19 protein-coding genes are annotated in these 19,929 nt (G+C 58.7%); 11 read left to right on the forward strand and 8 right to left on the reverse strand.

Annotated elements, in window-relative coordinates:
• Positions 1-138: 138 nt before the first annotated feature.
• A complete protein-coding gene (locus ACFQUU_RS22360) occupies positions 139-696 on the reverse strand; it encodes a cob(I)yrinic acid a,c-diamide adenosyltransferase (RefSeq protein WP_382250376.1) in 558 nt (185 codons plus the stop codon).
• Positions 697-826: 130 nt separating this feature from the next.
• On the opposite strand from ACFQUU_RS22360, the gene ACFQUU_RS22365 reads away from it, so the two are divergent.
• The 8 genes from ACFQUU_RS22365 to ACFQUU_RS22400 all read left to right on the forward strand — a co-directional run bounded on the left by ACFQUU_RS22365 (position 827) and on the right by ACFQUU_RS22400 (position 11,966).
• A complete protein-coding gene (locus ACFQUU_RS22365; RefSeq protein ID WP_382250334.1) occupies positions 827-2,236 on the forward strand; it encodes an FAD-binding oxidoreductase in 1,410 nt (469 codons plus the stop codon).
• Positions 2,237-2,344: 108 nt separating this feature from the next.
• A complete protein-coding gene (locus ACFQUU_RS22370; RefSeq protein WP_382250377.1) occupies positions 2,345-3,235 on the forward strand; it encodes a LysR substrate-binding domain-containing protein in 891 nt (296 codons plus the stop codon).
• 293 nt (positions 3,236-3,528) lie between these two features.
• On the forward strand, positions 3,529-5,022 hold the full coding sequence (locus ACFQUU_RS22375) for an FAD-linked oxidase C-terminal domain-containing protein (protein WP_382250335.1): 1,494 nt from the start codon (positions 3,529-3,531) through the stop codon (positions 5,020-5,022).
• An 8-nt stretch (positions 5,023-5,030) separates the two neighbouring features.
• Entirely contained in the window at positions 5,031-6,098 is a 1,068-nt protein-coding gene (gene glcE / locus ACFQUU_RS22380; protein ID WP_382250336.1) for a glycolate oxidase subunit GlcE, read from the forward strand.
• A 2-nt stretch (positions 6,099-6,100) separates the two neighbouring features.
• Positions 6,101-7,333, forward strand: coding sequence for a glycolate oxidase subunit GlcF (gene glcF / locus ACFQUU_RS22385; protein ID WP_382250337.1), 1,233 nt, complete (start codon positions 6,101-6,103; stop codon positions 7,331-7,333).
• Between the two features lie 328 nt (positions 7,334-7,661).
• Positions 7,662-10,796, forward strand: coding sequence for a PAS domain S-box protein (locus ACFQUU_RS22390; RefSeq protein WP_382250338.1), 3,135 nt, complete (start codon positions 7,662-7,664; stop codon positions 10,794-10,796).
• A 115-nt stretch (positions 10,797-10,911) separates the two neighbouring features.
• Positions 10,912-11,244 (forward strand): CidA/LrgA family protein, encoded by a 333-nt coding sequence (locus ACFQUU_RS22395; RefSeq protein WP_057290703.1) that lies wholly within the window; start codon positions 10,912-10,914, stop codon positions 11,242-11,244.
• Positions 11,241-11,966: an LrgB family protein gene (locus ACFQUU_RS22400; protein ID WP_382250339.1), complete on the forward strand. Its 726-nt coding sequence runs from the start codon at positions 11,241-11,243 to the stop codon at positions 11,964-11,966. Before ACFQUU_RS22395 ends, ACFQUU_RS22400 begins: the two co-directional genes overlap by 4 nt.
• 71 nt (positions 11,967-12,037) lie before the next feature.
• Here the strand turns inward: ACFQUU_RS22400 and ACFQUU_RS22405 are convergent, their stop codons facing one another.
• The 3 genes from ACFQUU_RS22405 to ACFQUU_RS22415 are packed head-to-tail and all read right to left on the reverse strand — an operon-like array spanning position 12,038 to position 14,755.
• The gene (locus ACFQUU_RS22405) at positions 12,038-12,523 is read right to left on the reverse strand and encodes a glutathione peroxidase (protein WP_382250340.1); all 486 of its coding nucleotides are present in this window, start codon (positions 12,521-12,523) and stop codon (positions 12,038-12,040) included.
• Positions 12,524-13,660, reverse strand: a complete 1,137-nt coding sequence (locus ACFQUU_RS22410) for a PilT/PilU family type 4a pilus ATPase (protein WP_382250341.1) — start codon at positions 13,658-13,660, stop codon at positions 12,524-12,526.
• Positions 13,661-13,711: 51 nt separating this feature from the next.
• Positions 13,712-14,755: a type IV pilus twitching motility protein PilT gene (locus tag ACFQUU_RS22415; RefSeq protein WP_057290699.1), complete on the reverse strand. Its 1,044-nt coding sequence runs from the start codon at positions 14,753-14,755 to the stop codon at positions 13,712-13,714.
• 75 nt (positions 14,756-14,830) lie between these two features.
• Here ACFQUU_RS22415 and ACFQUU_RS22420 point away from each other — a divergent pair, with 75 nt between their 5' ends.
• Positions 14,831-15,535, forward strand: a complete 705-nt coding sequence (locus tag ACFQUU_RS22420; protein ID WP_382250378.1) for a YggS family pyridoxal phosphate-dependent enzyme — start codon at positions 14,831-14,833, stop codon at positions 15,533-15,535.
• Positions 15,525-16,349 carry a pyrroline-5-carboxylate reductase gene (gene proC, locus ACFQUU_RS22425; RefSeq protein ID WP_382250342.1) on the forward strand — a complete coding sequence of 275 codons (825 nt, stop codon included), beginning with the start codon at positions 15,525-15,527 and terminating at the stop codon, positions 16,347-16,349. The genes ACFQUU_RS22420 and proC overlap by 11 nt, the downstream gene beginning before the upstream one ends.
• 54 nt (positions 16,350-16,403) lie before the next feature.
• Here the strand turns inward: proC and ACFQUU_RS22430 are convergent, their stop codons facing one another.
• The 4 genes from ACFQUU_RS22430 to ubiA form a co-directional block, all read right to left on the reverse strand.
• Positions 16,404-16,709, reverse strand: a complete 306-nt coding sequence (locus ACFQUU_RS22430) for a YqjK family protein (protein WP_382250343.1) — start codon at positions 16,707-16,709, stop codon at positions 16,404-16,406.
• Between the two features lie 44 nt (positions 16,710-16,753).
• Positions 16,754-17,116: a phage holin family protein gene (locus ACFQUU_RS22435; protein WP_382250344.1), complete on the reverse strand. Its 363-nt coding sequence runs from the start codon at positions 17,114-17,116 to the stop codon at positions 16,754-16,756.
• A gap of 25 nt (positions 17,117-17,141) precedes the next feature.
• Complete coding sequence (locus tag ACFQUU_RS22440; RefSeq protein WP_057290697.1) at positions 17,142-17,459, reverse strand: YqjD family protein; 318 nt, start codon at positions 17,457-17,459, stop codon at positions 17,142-17,144.
• Positions 17,460-17,573: 114 nt separating this feature from the next.
• The gene (gene ubiA, locus ACFQUU_RS22445) at positions 17,574-18,428 is read right to left on the reverse strand and encodes a 4-hydroxybenzoate octaprenyltransferase (protein WP_382250345.1); all 855 of its coding nucleotides are present in this window, start codon (positions 18,426-18,428) and stop codon (positions 17,574-17,576) included.
• Positions 18,429-18,611: 183 nt separating this feature from the next.
• Here ubiA and ugpB point away from each other — a divergent pair, with 183 nt between their 5' ends.
• The gene (gene ugpB, locus ACFQUU_RS22450) at positions 18,612-19,922 is read left to right on the forward strand and encodes a sn-glycerol-3-phosphate ABC transporter substrate-binding protein UgpB (RefSeq protein ID WP_382250346.1); all 1,311 of its coding nucleotides are present in this window, start codon (positions 18,612-18,614) and stop codon (positions 19,920-19,922) included.
• Positions 19,923-19,929 lie beyond the last annotated feature (7 nt).

Raw genomic sequence — 19,929 nt, forward strand, 5'->3', positions numbered from 1 at the left:
GAAGGCTAGGATGGGGTAGTGCGTGTCAAGCAGCTGACGAACTCAAAGAAGGGAGTTGTGCGTATCAAACACCAGACGACCTCAACGAAGCGCGTGGAATGATCAAGCGTCAGCCAACCCCTTCACAGACCACACATTTCAAACATCCCGCTTCCTCTCCTTCTCCCACAACACATCGCTCCCCCCCGCGAACCGATTCAACACGCGCGACAACACAAACATCAAATCCGACAACCGGTTCATATACTGGCGCGGATTGTCATTGATCTTTTCGCTATTCCCCAGACTGACAATCGCGCGCTCGGCACGACGGCATATCGTGCGGCAAACATGCGCAAGCGCCGCGCCACGCGAACCCGCCGGAAGGATGAAGTCCTTCAGCGGTGGCAAATCAGCATTGTATTTCGCCAGCAACGTGTCCAGCCGCGCCACATGCACGTCGGTGATCAGCGTGTAGCCGGGAATACATAGCTCGCCGCCAAGATCGAACAGATCATGCTGGATCGAGACAAGCTCGTCGCGCAGCGCCGGCGGCAGCTCTTCGCACAGCAGCAGGCCGATGTGGGAGTTGAGTTCATCGACGTCGCCCATGGCGTGAACACGCAAGCTGTCCTTGCCGACACGGCTGCCATCGCCCAGGCCGGTGGTGCCGTTATCGCCAGTACGCGTCGCGATTTTTGAGAGTCGGTTGCCCATGATGGTGATAGTTAAATGAAAACATCCAGCATACGGTAAAACCGATCGCCATGCAGTCGCGCAAGTGACGATGTTGACGCAGGCGCAAGGGAGTAAAATCAGGCAAACGCCCGCAAAAACGGAGACATCCATGAACCATCCCGCCACCGCCTCGTCACTCAAGAGGCCGCTTCCGGCCGAATTGCTGGCCGCACTCGAATCCATCTTCGAAGATCGCCTGTCGACCTCGCAAGCCATGCGGGAACACCACGGCCGCGATGAGTCGTCCTATGATCCGATGCTGCCCGATGCGGTGGTATTCGCACAAACCACCGAGGAAGTGGCGCAGACGGTCAAACTTTGCGCAAGTCATGATGTTCCCGTCATTCCCTACGGCACCGGTACTTCGCTGGAGGGGCACATCCTCGCCTTGCGCGGTGGTGTCACCATCGACCTGTCGCAGATGAACCAGGTGCTGGCCGTGCATGCGGAAGACCAGACCGTAACCGTCCAGGCAGGTGTGACCCGTAAGCAACTCAACCAGGAAATCCGCGATACCGGTTTGTTTTTCCCGATTGACCCAGGCGCCGATGCTTCGCTCGGCGGTATGGCCGCAACCCGTGCGTCAGGCACCAACGCCGTGCGCTACGGCACCATGCGTGAAAACACCCTGGCGCTCACGGTGGTGACCTCGGATGGTCGCGTCATCAAGACCGGCACGCGTGCAAAGAAGTCGTCCGCCGGTTACGACCTGACCCGCATCTTTGTCGGCAGCGAAGGCACACTGGGCATCATTACCGAAGTCACGGTCAGGATCTACCCGCAACCGGAAGCAGTGTCTGCTGCCGTCTGCTCATTTCCATCGACCGCCGAAGCGGTCAATTCGGTGATCCGCACGATACAGATGGGTGTGCCGGTCGCCCGTGTCGAATTTCTGGATGAAAACAGCGTGCGTTCGATCAATGCACACGACAAGCTTGGCCTGCCTGAAAAGCCGTTGCTGCTGTTCGAATTTCACGGCAGTGAAAACGGCGTTGCCGAACAGGCGCAGCTGGTCCAGGAAATTGCCGCCGAGTACAACGCTATCGGTTTTGAATGGGCAACCCGGCCGGAAGACCGTACCCGCCTGTGGACCGCCCGGCACAATGCGTATTTCGCGATGCTGCAGATGCGTCCCGGCGGGCGGGCGATCTCGACCGATTGCTGCGTGCCGATTTCCCGCCTCGCGGAATGCATCCTCGACACCAAGGCCGATTGCGAAAAGAACGATATGATCTATTCCATCATCGGCCATGTGGGTGACGGCAATTTCCATGTGCTGATGATGGTCGATCCGAATGATGCGGCTGATGTCGCCAAGGCGGAAGGCGTCAATGCCCGCATGGTGGCCCGCGCCATTTCCATGGATGGCACCTGTACCGGCGAACATGGCGTGGGAATGCACAAGATGGATTTCCTGGTGCAGGAACACGGTGAAGAAGCCATCGAAAGCATGCGCATCCTCAAACATGCCTTTGACCCCAAAAATATCCTGAATCCCGGCAAGATCATTCAGTGGTAAGGCTGAAGCTGTGAGGCTGCACACCGCCCTGGTAACGTCGTGCACGACAGGCAGGGCGTGCAGTATCGCTGGTGCGCTCCGGTCCCGAACATCAACTTAATTGCCCATATGGCCCAACGCCTTCCTCCGGTTCATGCTTTGTCCGCTTTCGAGGCTGCCGCCCGACATGGTTCCTTTGCTCTTGCTGCGGAGGAACTCTGCATCACGCCCTCGGCCTTGTCGCACCGGATCCGGCTGCTGGAAGAGTTTGTCGGCGAGCGCCTGTTCCTGCGCGACGGCAGGGCGGTCAGCCTGTCCGAGTTCGGCCGGCGGTATCTTGATGTGGTGAAGGCAGCCTTGCGCACACTGAGCGATTTTCCATTGCCGCATCGCACAGCACCGGCGCAACCGCGGATCAAGGTCACCGTAACCCCCACTTTCGCACGCTGCCTGCTGGTGCCTCGGCTCTCGGAGTTCGCGGCGCTCCATCCCGAGATCGTGCTTGAACTGTTTCTCTCCGTTCCCTTGTACGACCTCAGCCTGTCGGAAAGCGATGTTGAAATTCGCTTCGGCGCGGGCAAGTACTTCGATACGGTCACTGAAAAGCTTTTTGAAGAACCGACGTTCGCGGTCACGAGTCCGGCCTACCTCGCAAAAGCAGGTGGACTCGACACACCCGCCGACCTGAAAAAGGTGACCTTGCTGCGCTCCGCGCTGGAGCCTTGGCAGCCATGGTTCGAAGTGGCGGGGCTGGACTGGCCGGAACCATCAAATGGCTTGCGCCTGGATGATCTTGGCTTGCTGCTTGAAGCGGTGCGGCACGGACATGGCGTCGGCCTGACGCGTAAGCACTTCGTGCAGGACCTGCTGGCCAGCGGCGAGATCGTCCATCTGTTCAAGGACATTGAGCTGAAAACGCCGCCGCATGCTTACTACGTCGTCTATGAACCGCAGGTCCGCACGCGGCCCGAGGTGAGGGTTTTCATCGAGTGGTTGCGCGACACCTTCGGCAAGCTGTAAAACGCGTCACGCGCCGATGCGGCGGCGAACGCGGACGGGTTGTGCGCAATTGAAACTTTTAATCGTTGCTAAATCGGGCAAGGCAGCGCTACCACATCGCCTTTAGCAGCTTCATCGTCTGCAGTGTGCAACGGTTATTGCGATAATCCTTGCCTGCATCCAATGGCCCGTCGTGGCCTTCGGTGAAAATTATTCAGGCTTCCCCATAAAGCTTTTCAGCGGTCACTGTTCGTAATTGCCACTCAGCCAAGCCGTATTTCGCTACACTTTCGGATCACCCTCTGGAGCCGGTCATGAACGCCCCCGCACCTGCACATCCCCGATTTACCCTTGAACGCCAGCGTGAAGTCGTTGCCGCACTGGACAAGCTGCTGCCTGCGGGTTGCGTATTGTTCAACGAAGAAGATACCCGTCCCTACGAATGCGATGGCTTGTCGGCGTATCGCCAGCTGCCGATGGTTGTGGTGCTGCCGCAAAACGAGGCACAGATAATCGATGTGCTCAAGACTTGCCGCGACCTGAAGGTGCCCATCGTCCCGCGTGGAGCAGGCACCGGCCTGTCGGGCGGCGCGATGCCGATCGCCGACGGTGTCGTCGTCTCGACCGCCAAGCTCAACAAGATTCTGCAGCTCGACTCCACTTCGCGTACTGCGGTCGTGCAGCCCGGTGTGCGCAACCTCGCCATCTCGGAAGCCGCCGCGCCGCACGGCTTGTACTATGCGCCCGATCCCTCGTCACAGATTGCCTGCACCATCGGCGGCAATGTGGCTGAAAACTCCGGCGGCGTGCATTGCCTGAAGTACGGCCTGACGGTCCACAACGTGCTGCGTGTGCGCATGATCACCATCGATGGCGAGATCGTAGAACTTGGCGGCGGCGCGCTGGATGCGCCCGGGCTCGACCTGCTGGCAGTCTTCATCGGTTCTGAGGGCATGCTGGGCGTGGTCACCGAAGTCACCGTCAAACTGGTGCCGAAGCCGCAGCTGGCGCGCGTGATCATGGCCTCGTTCGATGATGTGGTCAAAGGCGGCGACGCTGTGGCAAACGTGATCGCCGCCGGCATCATCCCGGCCGGCCTGGAAATGATGGACAAGACCTCGTCGCGTATGGTGGAGCCTTTCGTCAAGGCTGGCTACGATACCGATGCCGAAGCCATCCTGCTGTGCGAGTCCGACGGCATCCCGGAAGAGGTAGAGGAAGAAATCGCACGCATGACGGAAGTGCTCAAAGCCTCCGGCGCGACCGCCATTGCCGTGTCGCAAAACGAAGCCGAGCGCCTCAAGTTCTGGTCGGGCCGCAAGAACGCGTTTCCGGCCGCGGGCCGTATTTCGCCCGACTATTACTGCATGGACGGCACCATCCCGCGCAAGAACCTGGCGGAAGTGCTGTTGCGTATTACCGAAATGGAAAGCAAGTACGGACTGCGCTGCGCCAACGTCTTTCATGCCGGCGACGGCAACCTGCATCCGCTGATCCTGTTCGATGCCAATACACCGGGTGAATTCGAACGCGCCGAAGCGTTCGGTGCCGACATCCTCGAATTGTGCGTCGAGGTCGGCGGCACCATCACCGGCGAACACGGGGTCGGCATCGAAAAGATCAACTCGATGTGCGTCCAGTATTCTCCGGCCGAGCGAGAAGCCTTCTTCGCGGTGAAACGGGCGTTCGATACCGCTTTCCTCCTCAATCCGGACAAGGCGATTCCTTCCCTTCACCGCTGCGCCGAATACGGCAAGATGCACGTCAAACGCGGGCAACTGAAGTTTGCCGACCTGCCGCGCTTTTAGGACATTTCATGGAACAGGCTCTGCAACTTTATCGAGACACGATCACCTCGGCAACGGCGAACAAGACGCCGCTGCGACTCCGTGGTGGCGGCACCAAGGACTGGTACGGCCAGGCGCTGAGCGGCGCAATCCTCGATACCCGGGAGTACGCCGGCATCATTGCCTACGACCCGACAGAACTGGTGATCACCGCGCGCGCCGGCACATTGCTATCCGACATGGAGGCGGTGCTGGACAAAAATAATCAGATGCTGGCGTTCGAGCCGCCACGCTTCGGCGCAGCATCCACCATAGGCGGCGTGGTCGCGGCAGGCTTGTCCGGACCGCGCCGGCAGGCTGTCGGTGCGGTGCGCGACTTCGTGCTCGGCGCCGTGCTGATGGATGCCAAGGGAGACGTGCTGCATTTTGGTGGACAAGTGATGAAGAACGTCGCCGGCTACGATGTGTCACGCTTGCTCTGCGGCTCGCTCGGCACGCTCGGGCTGATCCTCGAAGTGTCGCTGAAGGTGCTGCCGAAGCCGTTTGCAGAAACGACATTGCGCTATGAGATGGGCAAGGCCGAAGCCATCGAACAACTCAACAAATGGGGCGGCCTGCCGCTGCCAATATCGGCAAGCGCCTGGCATGGCGGCGTATTGATCGTGCGCCTGTCGGGTGCGGAAGCGGCGGTCAGCTCCGCGAAACAAAAGATGGGTGGCGAAGAAGAAAGCCAGGCTGCCGGCTTCTGGGAAGCGCTGCGCAACCACAACAACGAATTTTTCGGCGCGACGACCGGCCCCAACGCGCTGTGGCGGCTGTCCGTGCCGTCGGTCACGCCACCGCTGGCGCTGGAGGGAGAACATCTGGTCGAGTGGGGCGGCGCGCAACGCTGGCTGCGTACCGAACTGCCTGCCGATGCCATCCGCTCCGCTGCCGAACAGGTTGGTGGACACGCCACCCTGTTCCGTGGCGGCGACAAGTCGCTCGGTGTGTTTCATCCGCTCGCGCCTGCGGTCGGCAAGATCCACCGCCACCTCAAGAATGCCTTTGATCCATCCGGGATTTTTAATCCCGGACGGATGTACACCGAGTTCTAAGCATGCAAACCAACCTCGCTGATTTCATCAAGAACACGCGCGAAGGCGAAGAAGCCGACGCCATCCTGCGCAAGTGCGTGCATTGCGGTTTTTGCACCGCGACTTGTCCTACTTATCAATTGCTGGGCGATGAGCTGGACGGTCCCCGTGGCCGCATCTACCTGATGAAGCAGGTGCTTGAAGGCAAGCCGGCGACGCAAAAGACCCAGACCCACCTCGATCGCTGCCTGACTTGCCGCAATTGCGAATCCACCTGTCCATCGGGCGTGCAATACGGACGCCTGGTCGACATCGGCCGCAAGATCGTCGAAGATCAGGTGCCGCGTCCCTTGTCGCAACGCCTGGTACGCAATGCTTTAAAAGAAGCGCTGCCACGCAAGTGGCTGTTCTCGCCGGCGATGAAGGTCGGCCAGATGGTGCGCCCGCTGCTGCCCAAGGTTTTGCAGAACAAGGTACCGGCAAAGCAGAATGCCGGCGCGTGGCCGACCAACCAGCATGCGCGCAAGATGCTGTTGCTGGACGGTTGCGTGCAGCCGTCGATGGCACCGAATATCAATACGTCAACTGCCCGCGTGCTCGACGCGCTTGGCGTGCAACTGATCGTCGCGCCCAAGGCGGGCTGCTGCGGCGCGATCCGTTACCACCTGAACGACCACGATGGCGGCTTGAATGACATGCGCAACAACATCGACGCCTGGTGGCCCCATGTGGAAGCCGGCGTCGAAGCGATCGTGATGAATGCTTCCGGCTGCGGCGCCACGGTCAAGGAATACGGCCATCTGCTGGCGCATGACGATGATTATGCTGCCAAGGCCAAACGCATTTCCGAACTGACGCGCGACATCAGCGAAATCCTGCCGGCATTCGAAACGGAACTGCAGCAAAAGCTGAAAGGCAAAATCAGCAAGCGCGTTGCCTTCCATCCGCCCTGCACCTTGCAGCATGGTCAGCAGATTCGCGGCAAGGTCGAGCAATTGCTGCGCATGGCGGGCGTCGACGTGCAGCTATGCGCGGACAGCCATCTGTGCTGCGGCTCGGCGGGTACCTATTCGGTATTGCAGCCGGAGATGGCGTATCAGTTGCGTGACAATAAACTGGCCAACCTGCAGGCTACCAAGCCGGACATGATCGTGTCGGCGAACATCGGCTGCCAGACGCATCTGCAGTCGGGAACTGACATGCAAGTCAGTCATTGGATTGAACTGATTGATACCGCCTTAACATCGGCACGCTGATACAATATTGTTGCACTCAAGAATATTCGTGGACACTGTTTGCCCCAATCCTTGCAAACAGTCGTCCCTATGCCTTCATCGTCCTGCCGCATCCCGCAGTTAACATTTCCATTGAGAACCATTCCGGCTGCCGCTGGTCAATGGTCCTGACCGCTACTTCTCCCTGTTCCCAAAACGACCGGAGCGAGTTGAACGCTTGACCTCTTGTTATAGCGGCATCTGCACTTCGCAGCATGCACCTGTGAGTACAAGCACTTGATAGCGGTCGAACAACACAAGGCGGGCGCTGCATGACCACATGGCGCGCCCTCATTGCGGAGAGCGTTGCGTGAGCACTGAACGACAGGATTTATTTCAACATGCATTCGAGCATTCCGCGATCGGGATGGCGCTGACCAGCCTCGACGGTCGCTTTATCGATGCCAATGAAGCGCTGGCGCGCATTGTCGGTTATACAAAGGCGGAACTCGAAGCGATGTCTTTCCAGGACATCACGCATCCGGATGACCTCGACATCGATCTTCATCTGGCCGATGAACTGGTAAAGGGGGAAATCCCTTTTTACAACCTCGAAAAACGTTATATCCATCGCAACGGACACTCGGTCTGGGCCATGCTGACCTGCTCGCTGGTGCGCCATGAAAGCGGCCAACCCGAGCTGTTCATCGCGCAGATTCAGGATATCTCCGTCCGCAAGCGTGCCGAGGCCGATCGCGAGGCTTTCTTCGACCTTGCTCCCGATATGCTGGCCATTACCGGCCGCATGGGTTATCTCGAAAAAGTCAACGACGCATGGACTCAAACTCTGGGATGGTCCGGTCATGAGCTGGTGTCGCGACCGTTCCTCGAGTTTGTTCATCCTGAAGATCGTTCACGTACCTCCGCTGAAACCCATGCCGTGTATCAGGGTCGGCCGCTCAAGGGATTCCGGAATCGCTACCGTCACAAATCGGGCGACTACCGCTGGCTCGAATGGAATACGCGTGTCGCCGGCAATGGCGACCTGTATTGTGTCGTCCGCGACGTGACGCGGCAACAGGATATTCAGGAACGATTACGGGTGCAGGGTGATGCCTTGCGTGCCGCCAGCAACGGAATCCTGATCACTGATCCTAACCTGCCGGATAGTCCGATTGTCTACTGCAATCCTGCCTTCGAACGCATCACCGGATATGCGCAAATCGAAGTCCTGGGCCGCAATTGTCAATTCCTGCATGGCAGCGACCGTGAGCAGGGCGCGCTCAAGGTATTAAATGAGGCAATGGCCGCAGGCAAGGAATCCCAGGTGGTCCTGCGCAATTACCGCAAGAATGGCCAGCTGTTCTACAACGAATTGCTGATGGCGCCGGTGCGCGACAAGGACGGGCGATTGCTGAACTACGTCGGCATTATCGAGGACATCACCGAGCGGGTCCGCGCGCAGGAAGAGTTGCGCAATCGGGAAGTGCATCTGCGACAGATCACGTCACGCATACCGGCCTTGATTTTCCAGTGGTATTCGCGGAGTAATGGTGCCCAGGGCTACAACTACATCAGCAGCCGTTGCGATGAAATGTTCGGGGTTCCTGCGGCGGCATTGATGGCTGACTGGACGCGCACCCCGGTGCATCCTGACGACATGGCAATCTTCGCCAACAGCGTTCGGGACGCGGTGGCCAATCATGCCGAATGGTCTTTTGAAGGACGCTTGCTGCGTCCCGACGGCTCGGTGCGCTGGATCAAGTGCACATCGTCGCCGACACAGATCTCCAATAAGGAAATTGCCTTTACCGGCATCGTGCTCGATGTAACTGAAGAACATGAGGCGCAGGAGCACAGGCATGCCAATGAGGAGCGTATCCGCCAGTTCATCGACAATGCCAATGAAGCCTTCGTCGGAATGGACCAGGACGGGCGTATCACCGAATGGAACAGGCAAGCAGAAAAAACCTTTGGCTGGACCGAGCGTGAAGCACTCGGGTTGAACGCGGTAGACCTGATTGTGGCAGGCCATGCACGCGCCGAGCATCACGAGCGCATGGCGCAGTTCGTGCGCCAAGGTAGCTTATCGGGCGCCAGCAATCGCACCGAGCTGCCGGCGCTGCGCCGTGACGGCACCATCCTGACGGTTGAAATGACCATCGGCGCCAACAAGCAGGGCGACCGCTATCACTTCCACGCCTTCTTGCATGACATATCTGACCGCAAGCAACTCGAGCGCAAGCTGGAGCAAGAGCGGCAACTCCTGAACGCCATCCTCGAAACAATCGATGTCGGGGTCAAGGTGTGCGATGCGACAGGCACCATCATGCTGGCGAACCGCGCGCTGAGGGAGCTGATTTCGATCGACGATGCGCGTGGTTTGTCACTGGAGGAATGGGCTGTCACTTCAGGCTTGTATGGAACGCATGCCAGTAAGCTGCAGGAACCTGCACTTGCCCTTGCGTTGAAGGGGGAGTCAGTGCAGAACCTTGAGCTGACCATCGAACGCGAGGATAGACGGCGCCATGTCATCGTGAACGCCAGGACCTTGCGTGACAACAGCGGACAAGTCAACGGCGCGGTGGCTGCGGTCCAGGATATCACCGAACTGAAACGTACCACCGAGCAGTTGCGTGAAAGCACCGACAGGCTGCGCACCATCGCTGACAGCTTGCCGGTGTTGATTTCGTATATCGACAAGGATAGTCGTTTTCGTTTTACCAATGAAACGTACCGCTCATGGCTGGGTATCAATCCTCAGGCGCTGATCGGCATGACAGCCAGCGAAGCGCTTCCAACCCACATGGTTGAAGCGACGGAGACGCATTTCAGGAAGGCGCTGGCCGGTAAGCCGGTACAGTTCGAGATGACGTCAGAAGCGTTGGATGTCAGGCGCTATCTGGAAACGTCCTACATTCCGCATATCAAGGATGGCAGGGTTGAAGGCGTGTACGCATTGACGATCGACATCTCGTCACGCAAGGCGGTTGAACAGCAACTTAACCAGCTTGCGCGTTATGACGCCCTGACAGGCTTGCCGAATCGCCGGCATTTTGAAGAGAAACTCGAAGAGGCGCTTGCACGCAATGCACGCACGGGCCAGGTGCTGTCTCTGATGTATGTGGACGTCGATTTCTTTAAGAACATCAATGACGGATATGGGCATGCAGGCGGTGACGATGTGCTGATCGAAATTGCCAGCCGCCTGAAGCACAGTATTCGAGGCACAGATACGGTGGCACGCCTGGGTGGGGATGAATTCGTCATTATTCTCGAAGGGCTGAGCGGTGCGGCACAAGCCGAGGCGCAGGCGATCGCCGACAAGCTGATCGTTGCCGTCAGGGAACCGGTCAGCGCCCAAGGCCAGGCCCTGCGTGTATCGGTCAGCATCGGTATCGCGGTGTCGACAGGTAGCGAGCATGCCAGTGCAGTGTGCCTGAGAGCTGATGGTGCGCTTTACCAAGCCAAGGACGCGGGCCGCGATTGCTTCCGCAGCGGCTAAGCATCGCGCCGTGCTATTTACGCACAGCGCGGCATAACATGGCGTGGCAGTAAGCGTAACGCGAGCAGGGCAGTAGCGATACACTAAAGGCGTTTTTCAATCCGACAACGCCATCGTGATCCATACCTTTGCCATCCTTCTGCTATTCCAAACCGTAGGCGAAACAATTGCCTATGGTCTTTCCCTGCCTGTACCGGGTCCTGTCATCGGGATGCTGCTGCTGTTCTGCTTCCTGGTTGCGCGTCCGTCGCTGGCGCAGCGACTCGCACCCACTACACTGGAATTCCTCAAGCATCTTTCCTTGTTATTCATTCCGGCCGGCGTGGGCATCATGGTGCATGCACAGCGCGTGGCGACCGAGTGGCTGCCAATCCTTGCGGCACTTGTCATCAGTGCCACCGTGTCGCTGGTAGTGACCGCATTGGTGTTGCGAGGGCTGCAGAAATGACGCCGGGACTGACCAAGGTTTGGGTCTACCTGTCGGCCTCGCCCCTGCTGTGGCTGACTGCCACGCTACTGGCCTATCAATTCGCGTATGCAATGTATGCGCGCTCGAAATTCAATCCGCTGGTCAATCCCGTTGCCATCGCCGTGGCGCTGCTGGTAGCGGTATTGGTTGGCACGCATACCGAGTACCCCACGTATTTTGAAGGCGCCCAGTTCGTGCATTTCCTGCTGGGCCCCGCCACTGTCGCGCTGGCAATCCCACTGTTTCTGCAACTGGAAAAACTCAGGCGCAACTGGTTCGCACTGATCACCAGTGCCTTGGTGGGCGGAGCTGCCGCCATCGCAACCGCGATGGGTGTGGCGTGGGCGCTTGGTGCTTCACCCGCCACCATCCTGTCGCTGGCGCCCAAGGCGGTGACGATGCCGATCGCGATGGGTGTGTCTGAAAAGATTGGTGGCTTGCCTTCGCTGACCGCGGTGCTGGTCATGCTGACCGGCATACTGGGTGCGTCGACAGCGCGCTGGATTTTCAACCTGATGAAGATCGATGACCATGGCGTGCGCGGTTTTGCGCTCGGCGTTACTTCGCATGGTATCGGGACTGCACGCGCGTTTCAGGTCAGCGAAGAGATGGGGGCGTTTTCAGGTCTCGCGATGGGCTTGTCCGGCGTGCTGACTGCCTTGCTGCTGCCTCTCGTGCTGAAGCTGCTCGGTGCGGTATGAGCAGAACCACTTGGCCGTTCACAGGCTAGGTTAACTACAACCTGTCACCACCCACCGCTACCAATGATGAACTACTGCGCCAGCAGTTTTTCTATATCTTCCGTCAAGTCTTTCGGATCGGTCTGCGGTGCATAGCGCTTGTACACCGTGCCATCCTTCTTCACCAGAAACTTGGTGAAATTCCATTTGATTGCTTCGGTGCCCATCAATCCGGGCGCTTCGTTTTTCAGGTGCTTGTACAGCGGATGCGCATTGCTGCCGTTGACATCGATTTTCGCGAACAGCGGAAATGTCACACCGAAATTCTTTTCGCAAAATGCGCCGATCTCTTCCTCGGTACCCGGCTCCTGCGAGCCGAACTGGTTGCAGGGAAAGCCCAGCACTTCCACACCCTTGTCACGAAACTGCTGGTACACCGCTTCCAGCCCCTTGTATTGCGGTGTAAAGCCGCATTTGCTGGCCGTGTTGACGATCAGCAGTACCTTGCCGCGGTAATCCGCAAGCTTGACGGAGGCGCCACCGAGGCTCTCGGCGGTAAAGTCATGGACGGTCGGCATTTAAACGATCCCCAGGTGTTCGGTACCCTTGCTCAAGTCACGGCCCTTTGCATCCTTGCTCTGCAGCTTGATCGACAGACGCAGGTCATTGACCGAGTCGGCGTTACGCAAGGCATCTTCATACGATATCTTGCCGTTCTCATACAGGTCGAACAGGGCCTGGTCAAAGGTTTGCATGCCCAGTTCGCGCGACTTCTTCATGATCTCCTTGATCTCATGGACTTCGCCCTTGAAGATCAGGTCCGAAATCAACGGCGAGTTCAGCATCACCTCGACCGCGGCACAACGCCCCTTGGTGTCTTTCAGCGGCACCAGGCGTTGCGAGATCATCGCCTTGAGGTTGAGTGACAAATCCATCAAAAGTTGCGCGCGCCGCTCTTCGGGGAAAAAGTTGATGATGCGATCCAGCGCCTGGTTGGCGCTGTTGGCGTGCATGGTGGCCAGGCAAAGGTGGCCCGTTTCCGCAAATGCGACGGCATAATCCATGGTTTCACGATCACGGATCTCACCGATCAGGATCACGTCCGGTGCCTGGCGCAGCGTGTTTTTCAGTGCGGCAAACCAGTCGGCCGTATCGACGCCGACTTCACGTTGCGTGATGATGCAATTCTTGTGCGGATGCACGTACTCGACCGGATCCTCGATCGTGATGATATGGCCGTAGCTGTTTTCATTCCGGTAGCCGACCATGCCGGCCAGAGTGGTCGACTTACCCGATCCGGTTGCGCCAACCATGATCACCAGGCCGCGCTTGGTCATTGCGACTTCTTTCAGTACTTCGGGCACACCGAGGTCTTCGAGCTTTGGAATTGTGGTCGTGATGGTACGCAACACCATGCCGACCCTGCCTTGCTGCACGAAGGCGGATACGCGGAAACGCCCGAGGCCGCCGGGGCTGATCGCGAAGTTGCATTCCTTGGTCGCTTCGAATTCCGCCGCTTGCTTGTCGTTCATGATCGCGCGCGCCAGTTCGACGGTGTGCGTCGGGGTCAGCGGCTGGTTCGAGACCGGCGTCATCTTGCCGTCGATCTTGAACGCCGGCGGAAATTCGGCAGTGATGAATAAGTCGGAGCCGTTTTTGCTGAGCATCAGCCGCAGCAGGTCGTGCATGAATTTGGTGGCCTGATCGCGTTCCATGTTGCTTCCTGTTCTTTATGCTTGTTGTCGCTTGTTATGGCTTGTTGCCCGTTAGCCGGGGAAGTTGTCCGGAATCTTGGCTGCTGCGCGTGCCGCTGCCGACGAAATCACATTGCGGCGCACGAGGTCGGTCAGGTTCTGGTCCAGCGTCTGCATGCCGATATTGCTGCCGGTCTGGATGGCGGAATACATCTGTGCAATCTTTGCTTCCCGAATCAGGTTACGGATCGCGGGGGTGCCGAGCATGATTTCATGCGCGGCGACGCGGCCGCTGCCATCCTTGGTTTTCAGGAGCGTCTGCGAAATCACCGCCTGCAGCGATTCGGACAACATCGCCCGGACCATTTCCTTTTCTTCGGCGGGAAAGACATCGACGATACGGTCGATGGTCTTGGCTGCCGACGAGGTATGCAGGGTGCCGAAGACCAAGTGGCCGGTTTCGGCGGCGGTCAGTGCGAGACGAATGGTTTCAAGGTCGCGCAATTCGCCAACCAGGATCGCGTCTGGGTCTTCACGCAGTGCCGAGCGCAGCGCATTGTTGAAGGACATCGTGTGCGGGCCGACTTCGCGCTGGTTGATCAGGCATTTTTTCGACTCGTGCACGAATTCGATCGGGTCTTCGACAGTCAGGATGTGTGCGTATTCGGTTTCGTTCAGATGATTGACCATTGCCGCCAGCGTCGTCGATTTGCCGGAGCCGGTCGGGCCGGTCACCAGCACCAGGCCACGTGGCTTCAGCGCGAGGTCGGCAAAGATCTTGGGGGCATGCAGTTGTTCCAGCGTCAGGACCTTGGAGGGAATCGTCCGCAGAACGGCCGCGGCACCCCGGTCCTGGTTGAAGGCGTTGACACGGAAGCGGGCAAGGCCGGGAATCGCGAACGAAAAATCGCACTCCAGGACTTCCTCATAGGCCTTGCGCTGGCCGTCGTTCATGATGTCATAGATCATGCCGTGCACATCGCGGTGCTCCAGCGGCGGCAGATTGATACGGCGCACGTCGCCATGCACGCGAATCATCGGCGGCAAGCCAGCGGAAAGGTGCAAGTCTGACGCATTATTCTTGACAGCAAAGGCGAGAAGTTCGGAAATGTCCATTTATAATCCCGGGGTTGGCGAAAAGCCATGAATGTTACGCAACGCCGTGAAGGTGTTGCCGGAGGCAAACTGATTATGTCCCCAATATCCCGGAACTTGCAAGCCGTCAACGAACGCATCGCGGCCGCGGCACAAGCAGTGTCGCGCCGTGCGGACGAAGTAAGCTTGCTGGCCGTTTCCAAGACCTTCGGACCGGATGCCGTCATCGCGGCAGCCGACGCCGGGCAGCGGCTTTTCGGCGAAAACTACCTGCAGGAATCGCTGGACAAGATCATGGCGGTCAAGGCGCAATGTCCCGATCTCTTGCTCGAATGGCATTTCATCGGGCCGATCCAGAGCAACAAGACCCGCCCCATCGCCGAACACTTCGACTGGGTCCATTCGGTCGATCGCGAAAAAATCGCCGAGCGCCTGTCGGACCAGCGTCCACCGGATAGGCCGCCGCTCAACATCTGTTTGCAAGTCAACATCAGCGGAGAAGCCAGCAAGAGTGGCGTGATGCCCGGGGAGGCACTCGACATCGCCCGCCGCATTGCCGATCTTCCACGATTGCGCCTGCGGGGCCTGATGGCGATCCCCGAGCCGGAAACCGAATTCGCAGCACAGCGTGCGCCGCACCGCAAATTGCGTCAGCTGCTTGAAGAAATGCGCGCGCAGGGCCTGCAACTGGACACCCTGTCGATGGGTATGTCGGCGGATCTTGACGCGGCGATAGCCGAAGGCGCCACCATCGTCAGAATCGGAACAGCAATCTTTGGACAACGACACTATGAAAAATAATTTGAAAATCGCCTTTATCGGTGGCGGCAACATGGCGACCGCCCTGATCGGCGGACTGGCTGGCAAGCTGACCGCAGGCGCCAACATCCATGTGGTCGACCCGAACGGTGAAGCGCTTGCGCGCCTTCAGCAACAGTTTGGTGTCACCACGGCGCAACAGATTGATGCGGCGCTGGCGGACGCCGATGTGATCGTGCTGTCGGTGAAACCACAGCAAATGAAAGAAGTCGTTGCCGCTTTGCAGCCACATGTCACTTCACAGCTGATCCTTTCGATCGCCGCCGGCATCCGCGCCGTCGACTTGTCGCGCTGGATGAATGGCCATACAGCGATCGTGCGTACCATGCCAAACACGCCCGCGCTGATCGGCAAAGGCATCACCGGAATGGTAGCGATGACGGGTGTCTCGCTGGAGCAGCGTGATGCCGCCGATGCCATCATGCGAGCGGTCGGCGCTACCGTCTGGCTGAGCGATGAAGCGCTGATCGACCCGGTGACCGCGGTGTCGGGCAGCGGTCCGGCTTACGTGTTTTATTTCATCGAAGCGATGCAGCAGGCAGCGCAGGAAATGGGCCTGAGCGCGGAGCAGGGGAATGAACTGGCGATTGCGACGTTTGTTGGTGCGTCACAACTGGCCGCACAGTCGCAGGACCCGGTATCGGTGTTGCGCGAGCGTGTCACTTCGAAAGGCGGCACGACTTACGCGGCGCTCACCAGCATGGAAGCCAGCGGTGTCAAGGATGCAATCGGCAAGGCGCTGAAAGCAGCCGCTGCACGCGGCAAGGAACTGGGCGAAGAATTTGGCAAGGATTGATGGTCATGGCATCCCTGGCTGCCAGCAGCCAGTCACTCTGATGATCTCCGGCAATCAGCGGTAGGCCGACAACAACTGCTGAATGCGCGGCGCAAGCGAGCGCCAGGTACGCAGTCCAGTCGACCCGATGCGCATCCACGACGCAATCCGGCGTGGCGTCACAAGTGCCAGGCCCAATCCGGCCACTGCAATCCATCCGGGGTGGCGCCGTACCCGGTTGACGATACGCCAGCCCGACTGCAGAGAATGCAGGGTAGGCCGAAGGCTGCCAAGTTCGGCAGCGAGCTGCATGCGCTGCAGATGGCATTGCGTAATGAGTTGACGGCGACGCCGGGCCGCCTGTTCCAGCCGGCTATTCATGTTGGTTGATGTTGAGCCCTGTCGGGATGTCAATTCATACGGGTTCATGCGCGCGGTTGCAGCAGGTCACTGTCTCGCGCCAGTTCATGCAGTGTGTGTCCGAGCAGCGGCGGTTTGAGCCGGTAGTGGCGGTGCAGGCGCAAACCCATCATTGCTGCTGCCACGCCGAACACGACAATCAGCGCAAGCAGTACGCCGATCCGATGGGAATCCCAGAACAGTACAACGGTCAGTATGACGGCGAGCACGACGGTAATGCCAAGGCAGAACAGGGCCGCCAGCGACAGCATGAGATAAGAAAAGTAGCGAAGCGATTCTTCTTCGACTTCGGCGGCTGCCAGTTCCACCCTGGTCTGGAGTATTGTCAGGAGAGAGGCGGCCAGCCTGGCCGCCGATTCCGCGATCATCTTGTTCGTAGTCGTTGCAGGCGGCTTAGCGACGGCCGACGATCAGGCCCACGACCAGTCCGGCCAGTGCGCCGACGCCGACAGCCTGCCATGGGTTTTCCTTTACATAGCGGTCGGTGGTATCCATGGCGACACGGGCGTTTTCAGCCACTATCTGCTCAACATCGGACAGGTTGTCCTTGGCCATTCCCAGGGTGGACTCGAACTTCGCACGTGCGACCTGATAGCCTTCGCCTGCTTGCTGGCTGGTGCTGCGCAGCAGGTCTTCCGCATCACGCAAAATCAGCTTGAGGTCATCCAGCAGTCGATCCCTGGTCGATCCATACTGACCATTCGATTCCATATTCGCCTCCATGTCATGTTGAAATGTCTTGGTTGGAGTGTATAGGGACTGTAAAGGTGCGCATTTTGCGCGAGGTCAAACTATGTCCCGTCGTTAATGTCAGTGCCGGGACGATTATTTGAACGCGTAGTCCAGTGCCACGCCCGCAAACACTGCTGCGCCCAGCCAGTTGTTGTGCCGGAAGGCGGCAAAGCAACCCATGCGGTCGCGATCACGGATCAGCCTGTAGTGATAGACCGCGCAGCCAGCGGCAACGAGCATGCCGGCGAGGAACCAGAAGCGCAGTCCGTATTGCCAGCCGACGACAAGTACGATGGTGCAGCTGACTGCATAACACAGCATTACCGCAGCCACGTCAAAACGGCCGAAGGTGATCGCCGATGTCTTGATCCCTATCTTCAGGTCATCGTCGCGGTCCACCATCGCATATTCCGTATCGTAGGCCACAGCCCAGAAAATATTGGCCAGCAGCAGCAGCCATGCAGCCGGCGGTACATGGTCCTGGACGGCGGCGAAGGCCATCGGGATGCCGAAGCCGAAGGCGATGCCCAGATAGGCCTGGGGAATCGCGAAGAATCGCTTGAAGTAGGGATAGCTGGCCGCAATCACGACAGCGGCCACCGATAATTGCTTGGTCAAGGTGTTGAGCGGAAGGATGAGCGCAAACGACACCAGGGCCAACGCGGCGGCGACCGCCACTGCTTCCCAGGAAGCGATTTTGCCACTGGTCAGCGGGCGTTCGGCGGTGCGTTTGACATGCTTGTCGAAATCGCGGTCCGCATAGTCATTGATCGCGCAACCTGCCGAACGCATCAGCCCGGTGCCGAGGGTGAAGATCACGACCAGCCGCCAGTCCGGTCTGCCATCGGCTGCAAGCCACAAGGCAATCAGCGTCGGCCATAGCAGCAGGAGAATACCGATCGGTTTGTCGAGGCGGACCAGGCGGGCGTAGAGGGTAAGGCGATTCATGGCAGGTAACGTAGCAAAACATTGATGTCGCAATGACACGAATTGCGCAGGAAGGCTACACTTACTCCTGGCGGCATTATTGCGCTGCAAAATCGAATTATAAGCGGCACCTGCACCGTTTCAGTTATCGTAATGTAACTGTCACACTGCATACATAAAATAGAACATTTTGGAGACGACACCATGCAATTGAAATGGAAACCACTGGCTGCGGCCAGCTTGTTGGCCATGATGGCCGCTTCGGCGCACGCCGCAACCGAAATCACCTGGTGGCACTCGATGACCGGTGCGCTGGGCGACCGCGTCGCCGGCCTGGCCGACCAGTTCAACAAGAGTCAGACCGAATACAAGGTGACGCCTATTTTCAAGGGCAGCTATGACGAAGCCATGGCTGCGGCAATCGCCGCCTTCCGTGCCGGTAATGCGCCGCATATCCTGCAAGTCTTCGAGGTCGGCACCGCCACCATGATGTATTCGAAGGGCGCGATTGTGCCGGTCACGGAAGTAATGAAGACCGCCGGCGAAAAGTTCGACCCATCCGTCTACGTGCCCGCGGTTGCCGGTTATTACACCTCGCCCAAAGGCGACATGGTGTCCTTCCCGTTCAACAGTTCGACCACAGTCTTCTATTACAACAAGGATGCCTTTGCAAAGGCGGGCCTCGATCCCAACAAGCCGCCGGTGACCTGGCAGGAAGTGGTGTCGGCAGCCGCCAAGCTGAAAGCCAGCGGCGAGAGATGCGCGTACACCACAGGCTGGCAGTCCTGGGTGCACCTTGAGAGTTTCTCGGCTTGGCACAACGTCGAGTTCGCTTCCAAGAACAACGGTTTTGGCGGCCTTGATGCGCGCCTGAAGTTCAACAGTCCGTTGCACGTCAAGCACATCGAAAACCTCGCCAACTGGGCGAAGCAGGGCTACTTTACGTATGCCGGCCGCAAGAACGAGCCGGAAGCCAAGTTCTACTCGGGCGAATGCGCGATGCTGAGTTCCTCCAGCTCGGCTTACGCCAACATCAGCAAGAATGCAAAGTTCAAGTTTGCGGCATCGACGCTGCCTTACTACAACGACGTGCAGGGCGCACCACAGAACACCATTATCGGCGGCGCATCGCTGTGGGTCATGAGTGGCAAGAAGACCGATGAATACAAGGCGGTTGCCAAGTTCTTCAAGTTCCTGTCGCAACCGGAAATCCAGGCGAAATGGCACCAGGAGACCGGCTACCTGCCGATCACCAATGCGGCTTACGAACTGACCAAATCTTCCGGTTTCTATCAGAAGAACCCTGATCCGCAAGTTGCGGTCCAGCAGATGATTGTCAAGACCACCGCCAAATCGCGTGGTATCCGCCTCGGCAGCTTCACGCAGATCCGCACGATCATCGACGAAGAACTCGAAACCGTCTGGAACGGCAAGAAGACAGCGAAGGAAGCGCTGGATACGGCGGTGCGTCGCGGTGATGAGTTGCTGGTACGGTTCGAGAGGGCAAATAAGTAAAGTCAAG

The sequence above is a fragment of the Herbaspirillum sp. GCM10030257 genome (assembly GCF_042666555.1).
Classification (GTDB): Bacteria; Pseudomonadota; Gammaproteobacteria; order Burkholderiales; family Burkholderiaceae_D; genus Noviherbaspirillum.

Coding starts and splice junctions, on each gene's coding strand:
- ACFQUU_RS22360 (WP_382250376.1), bottom strand. CDS start 696: ATGGGCAACCGACTCTCAAAAATCGCGACGCGTACTGGCGATAACGGC.
- ACFQUU_RS22365 (WP_382250334.1), top strand. CDS start 827: ATGAACCATCCCGCCACCGCCTCGTCACTCAAGAGGCCGCTTCCGGCC.
- ACFQUU_RS22370 (WP_382250377.1), top strand. CDS start 2,345: ATGGCCCAACGCCTTCCTCCGGTTCATGCTTTGTCCGCTTTCGAGGCT.
- ACFQUU_RS22375 (WP_382250335.1), top strand. CDS start 3,529: ATGAACGCCCCCGCACCTGCACATCCCCGATTTACCCTTGAACGCCAG.
- glcE (WP_382250336.1), top strand. CDS start 5,031: ATGGAACAGGCTCTGCAACTTTATCGAGACACGATCACCTCGGCAACG.
- glcF (WP_382250337.1), top strand. CDS start 6,101: ATGCAAACCAACCTCGCTGATTTCATCAAGAACACGCGCGAAGGCGAA.
- ACFQUU_RS22400 (WP_382250339.1), top strand. CDS start 11,241: ATGACGCCGGGACTGACCAAGGTTTGGGTCTACCTGTCGGCCTCGCCC.
- ACFQUU_RS22405 (WP_382250340.1), bottom strand. CDS start 12,523: ATGCCGACCGTCCATGACTTTACCGCCGAGAGCCTCGGTGGCGCCTCC.
- ACFQUU_RS22410 (WP_382250341.1), bottom strand. CDS start 13,660: ATGGAACGCGATCAGGCCACCAAATTCATGCACGACCTGCTGCGGCTG.
- ACFQUU_RS22415 (WP_057290699.1), bottom strand. CDS start 14,755: ATGGACATTTCCGAACTTCTCGCCTTTGCTGTCAAGAATAATGCGTCA.
- ACFQUU_RS22420 (WP_382250378.1), top strand. CDS start 14,831: ATGTCCCCAATATCCCGGAACTTGCAAGCCGTCAACGAACGCATCGCG.
- proC (WP_382250342.1), top strand. CDS start 15,525: ATGAAAAATAATTTGAAAATCGCCTTTATCGGTGGCGGCAACATGGCG.
- ACFQUU_RS22430 (WP_382250343.1), bottom strand. CDS start 16,709: ATGAATAGCCGGCTGGAACAGGCGGCCCGGCGTCGCCGTCAACTCATT.
- ACFQUU_RS22435 (WP_382250344.1), bottom strand. CDS start 17,116: ATGATCGCGGAATCGGCGGCCAGGCTGGCCGCCTCTCTCCTGACAATA.
- ACFQUU_RS22440 (WP_057290697.1), bottom strand. CDS start 17,459: ATGGAATCGAATGGTCAGTATGGATCGACCAGGGATCGACTGCTGGAT.
- ubiA (WP_382250345.1), bottom strand. CDS start 18,428: ATGAATCGCCTTACCCTCTACGCCCGCCTGGTCCGCCTCGACAAACCG.
- ugpB (WP_382250346.1), top strand. CDS start 18,612: ATGCAATTGAAATGGAAACCACTGGCTGCGGCCAGCTTGTTGGCCATG.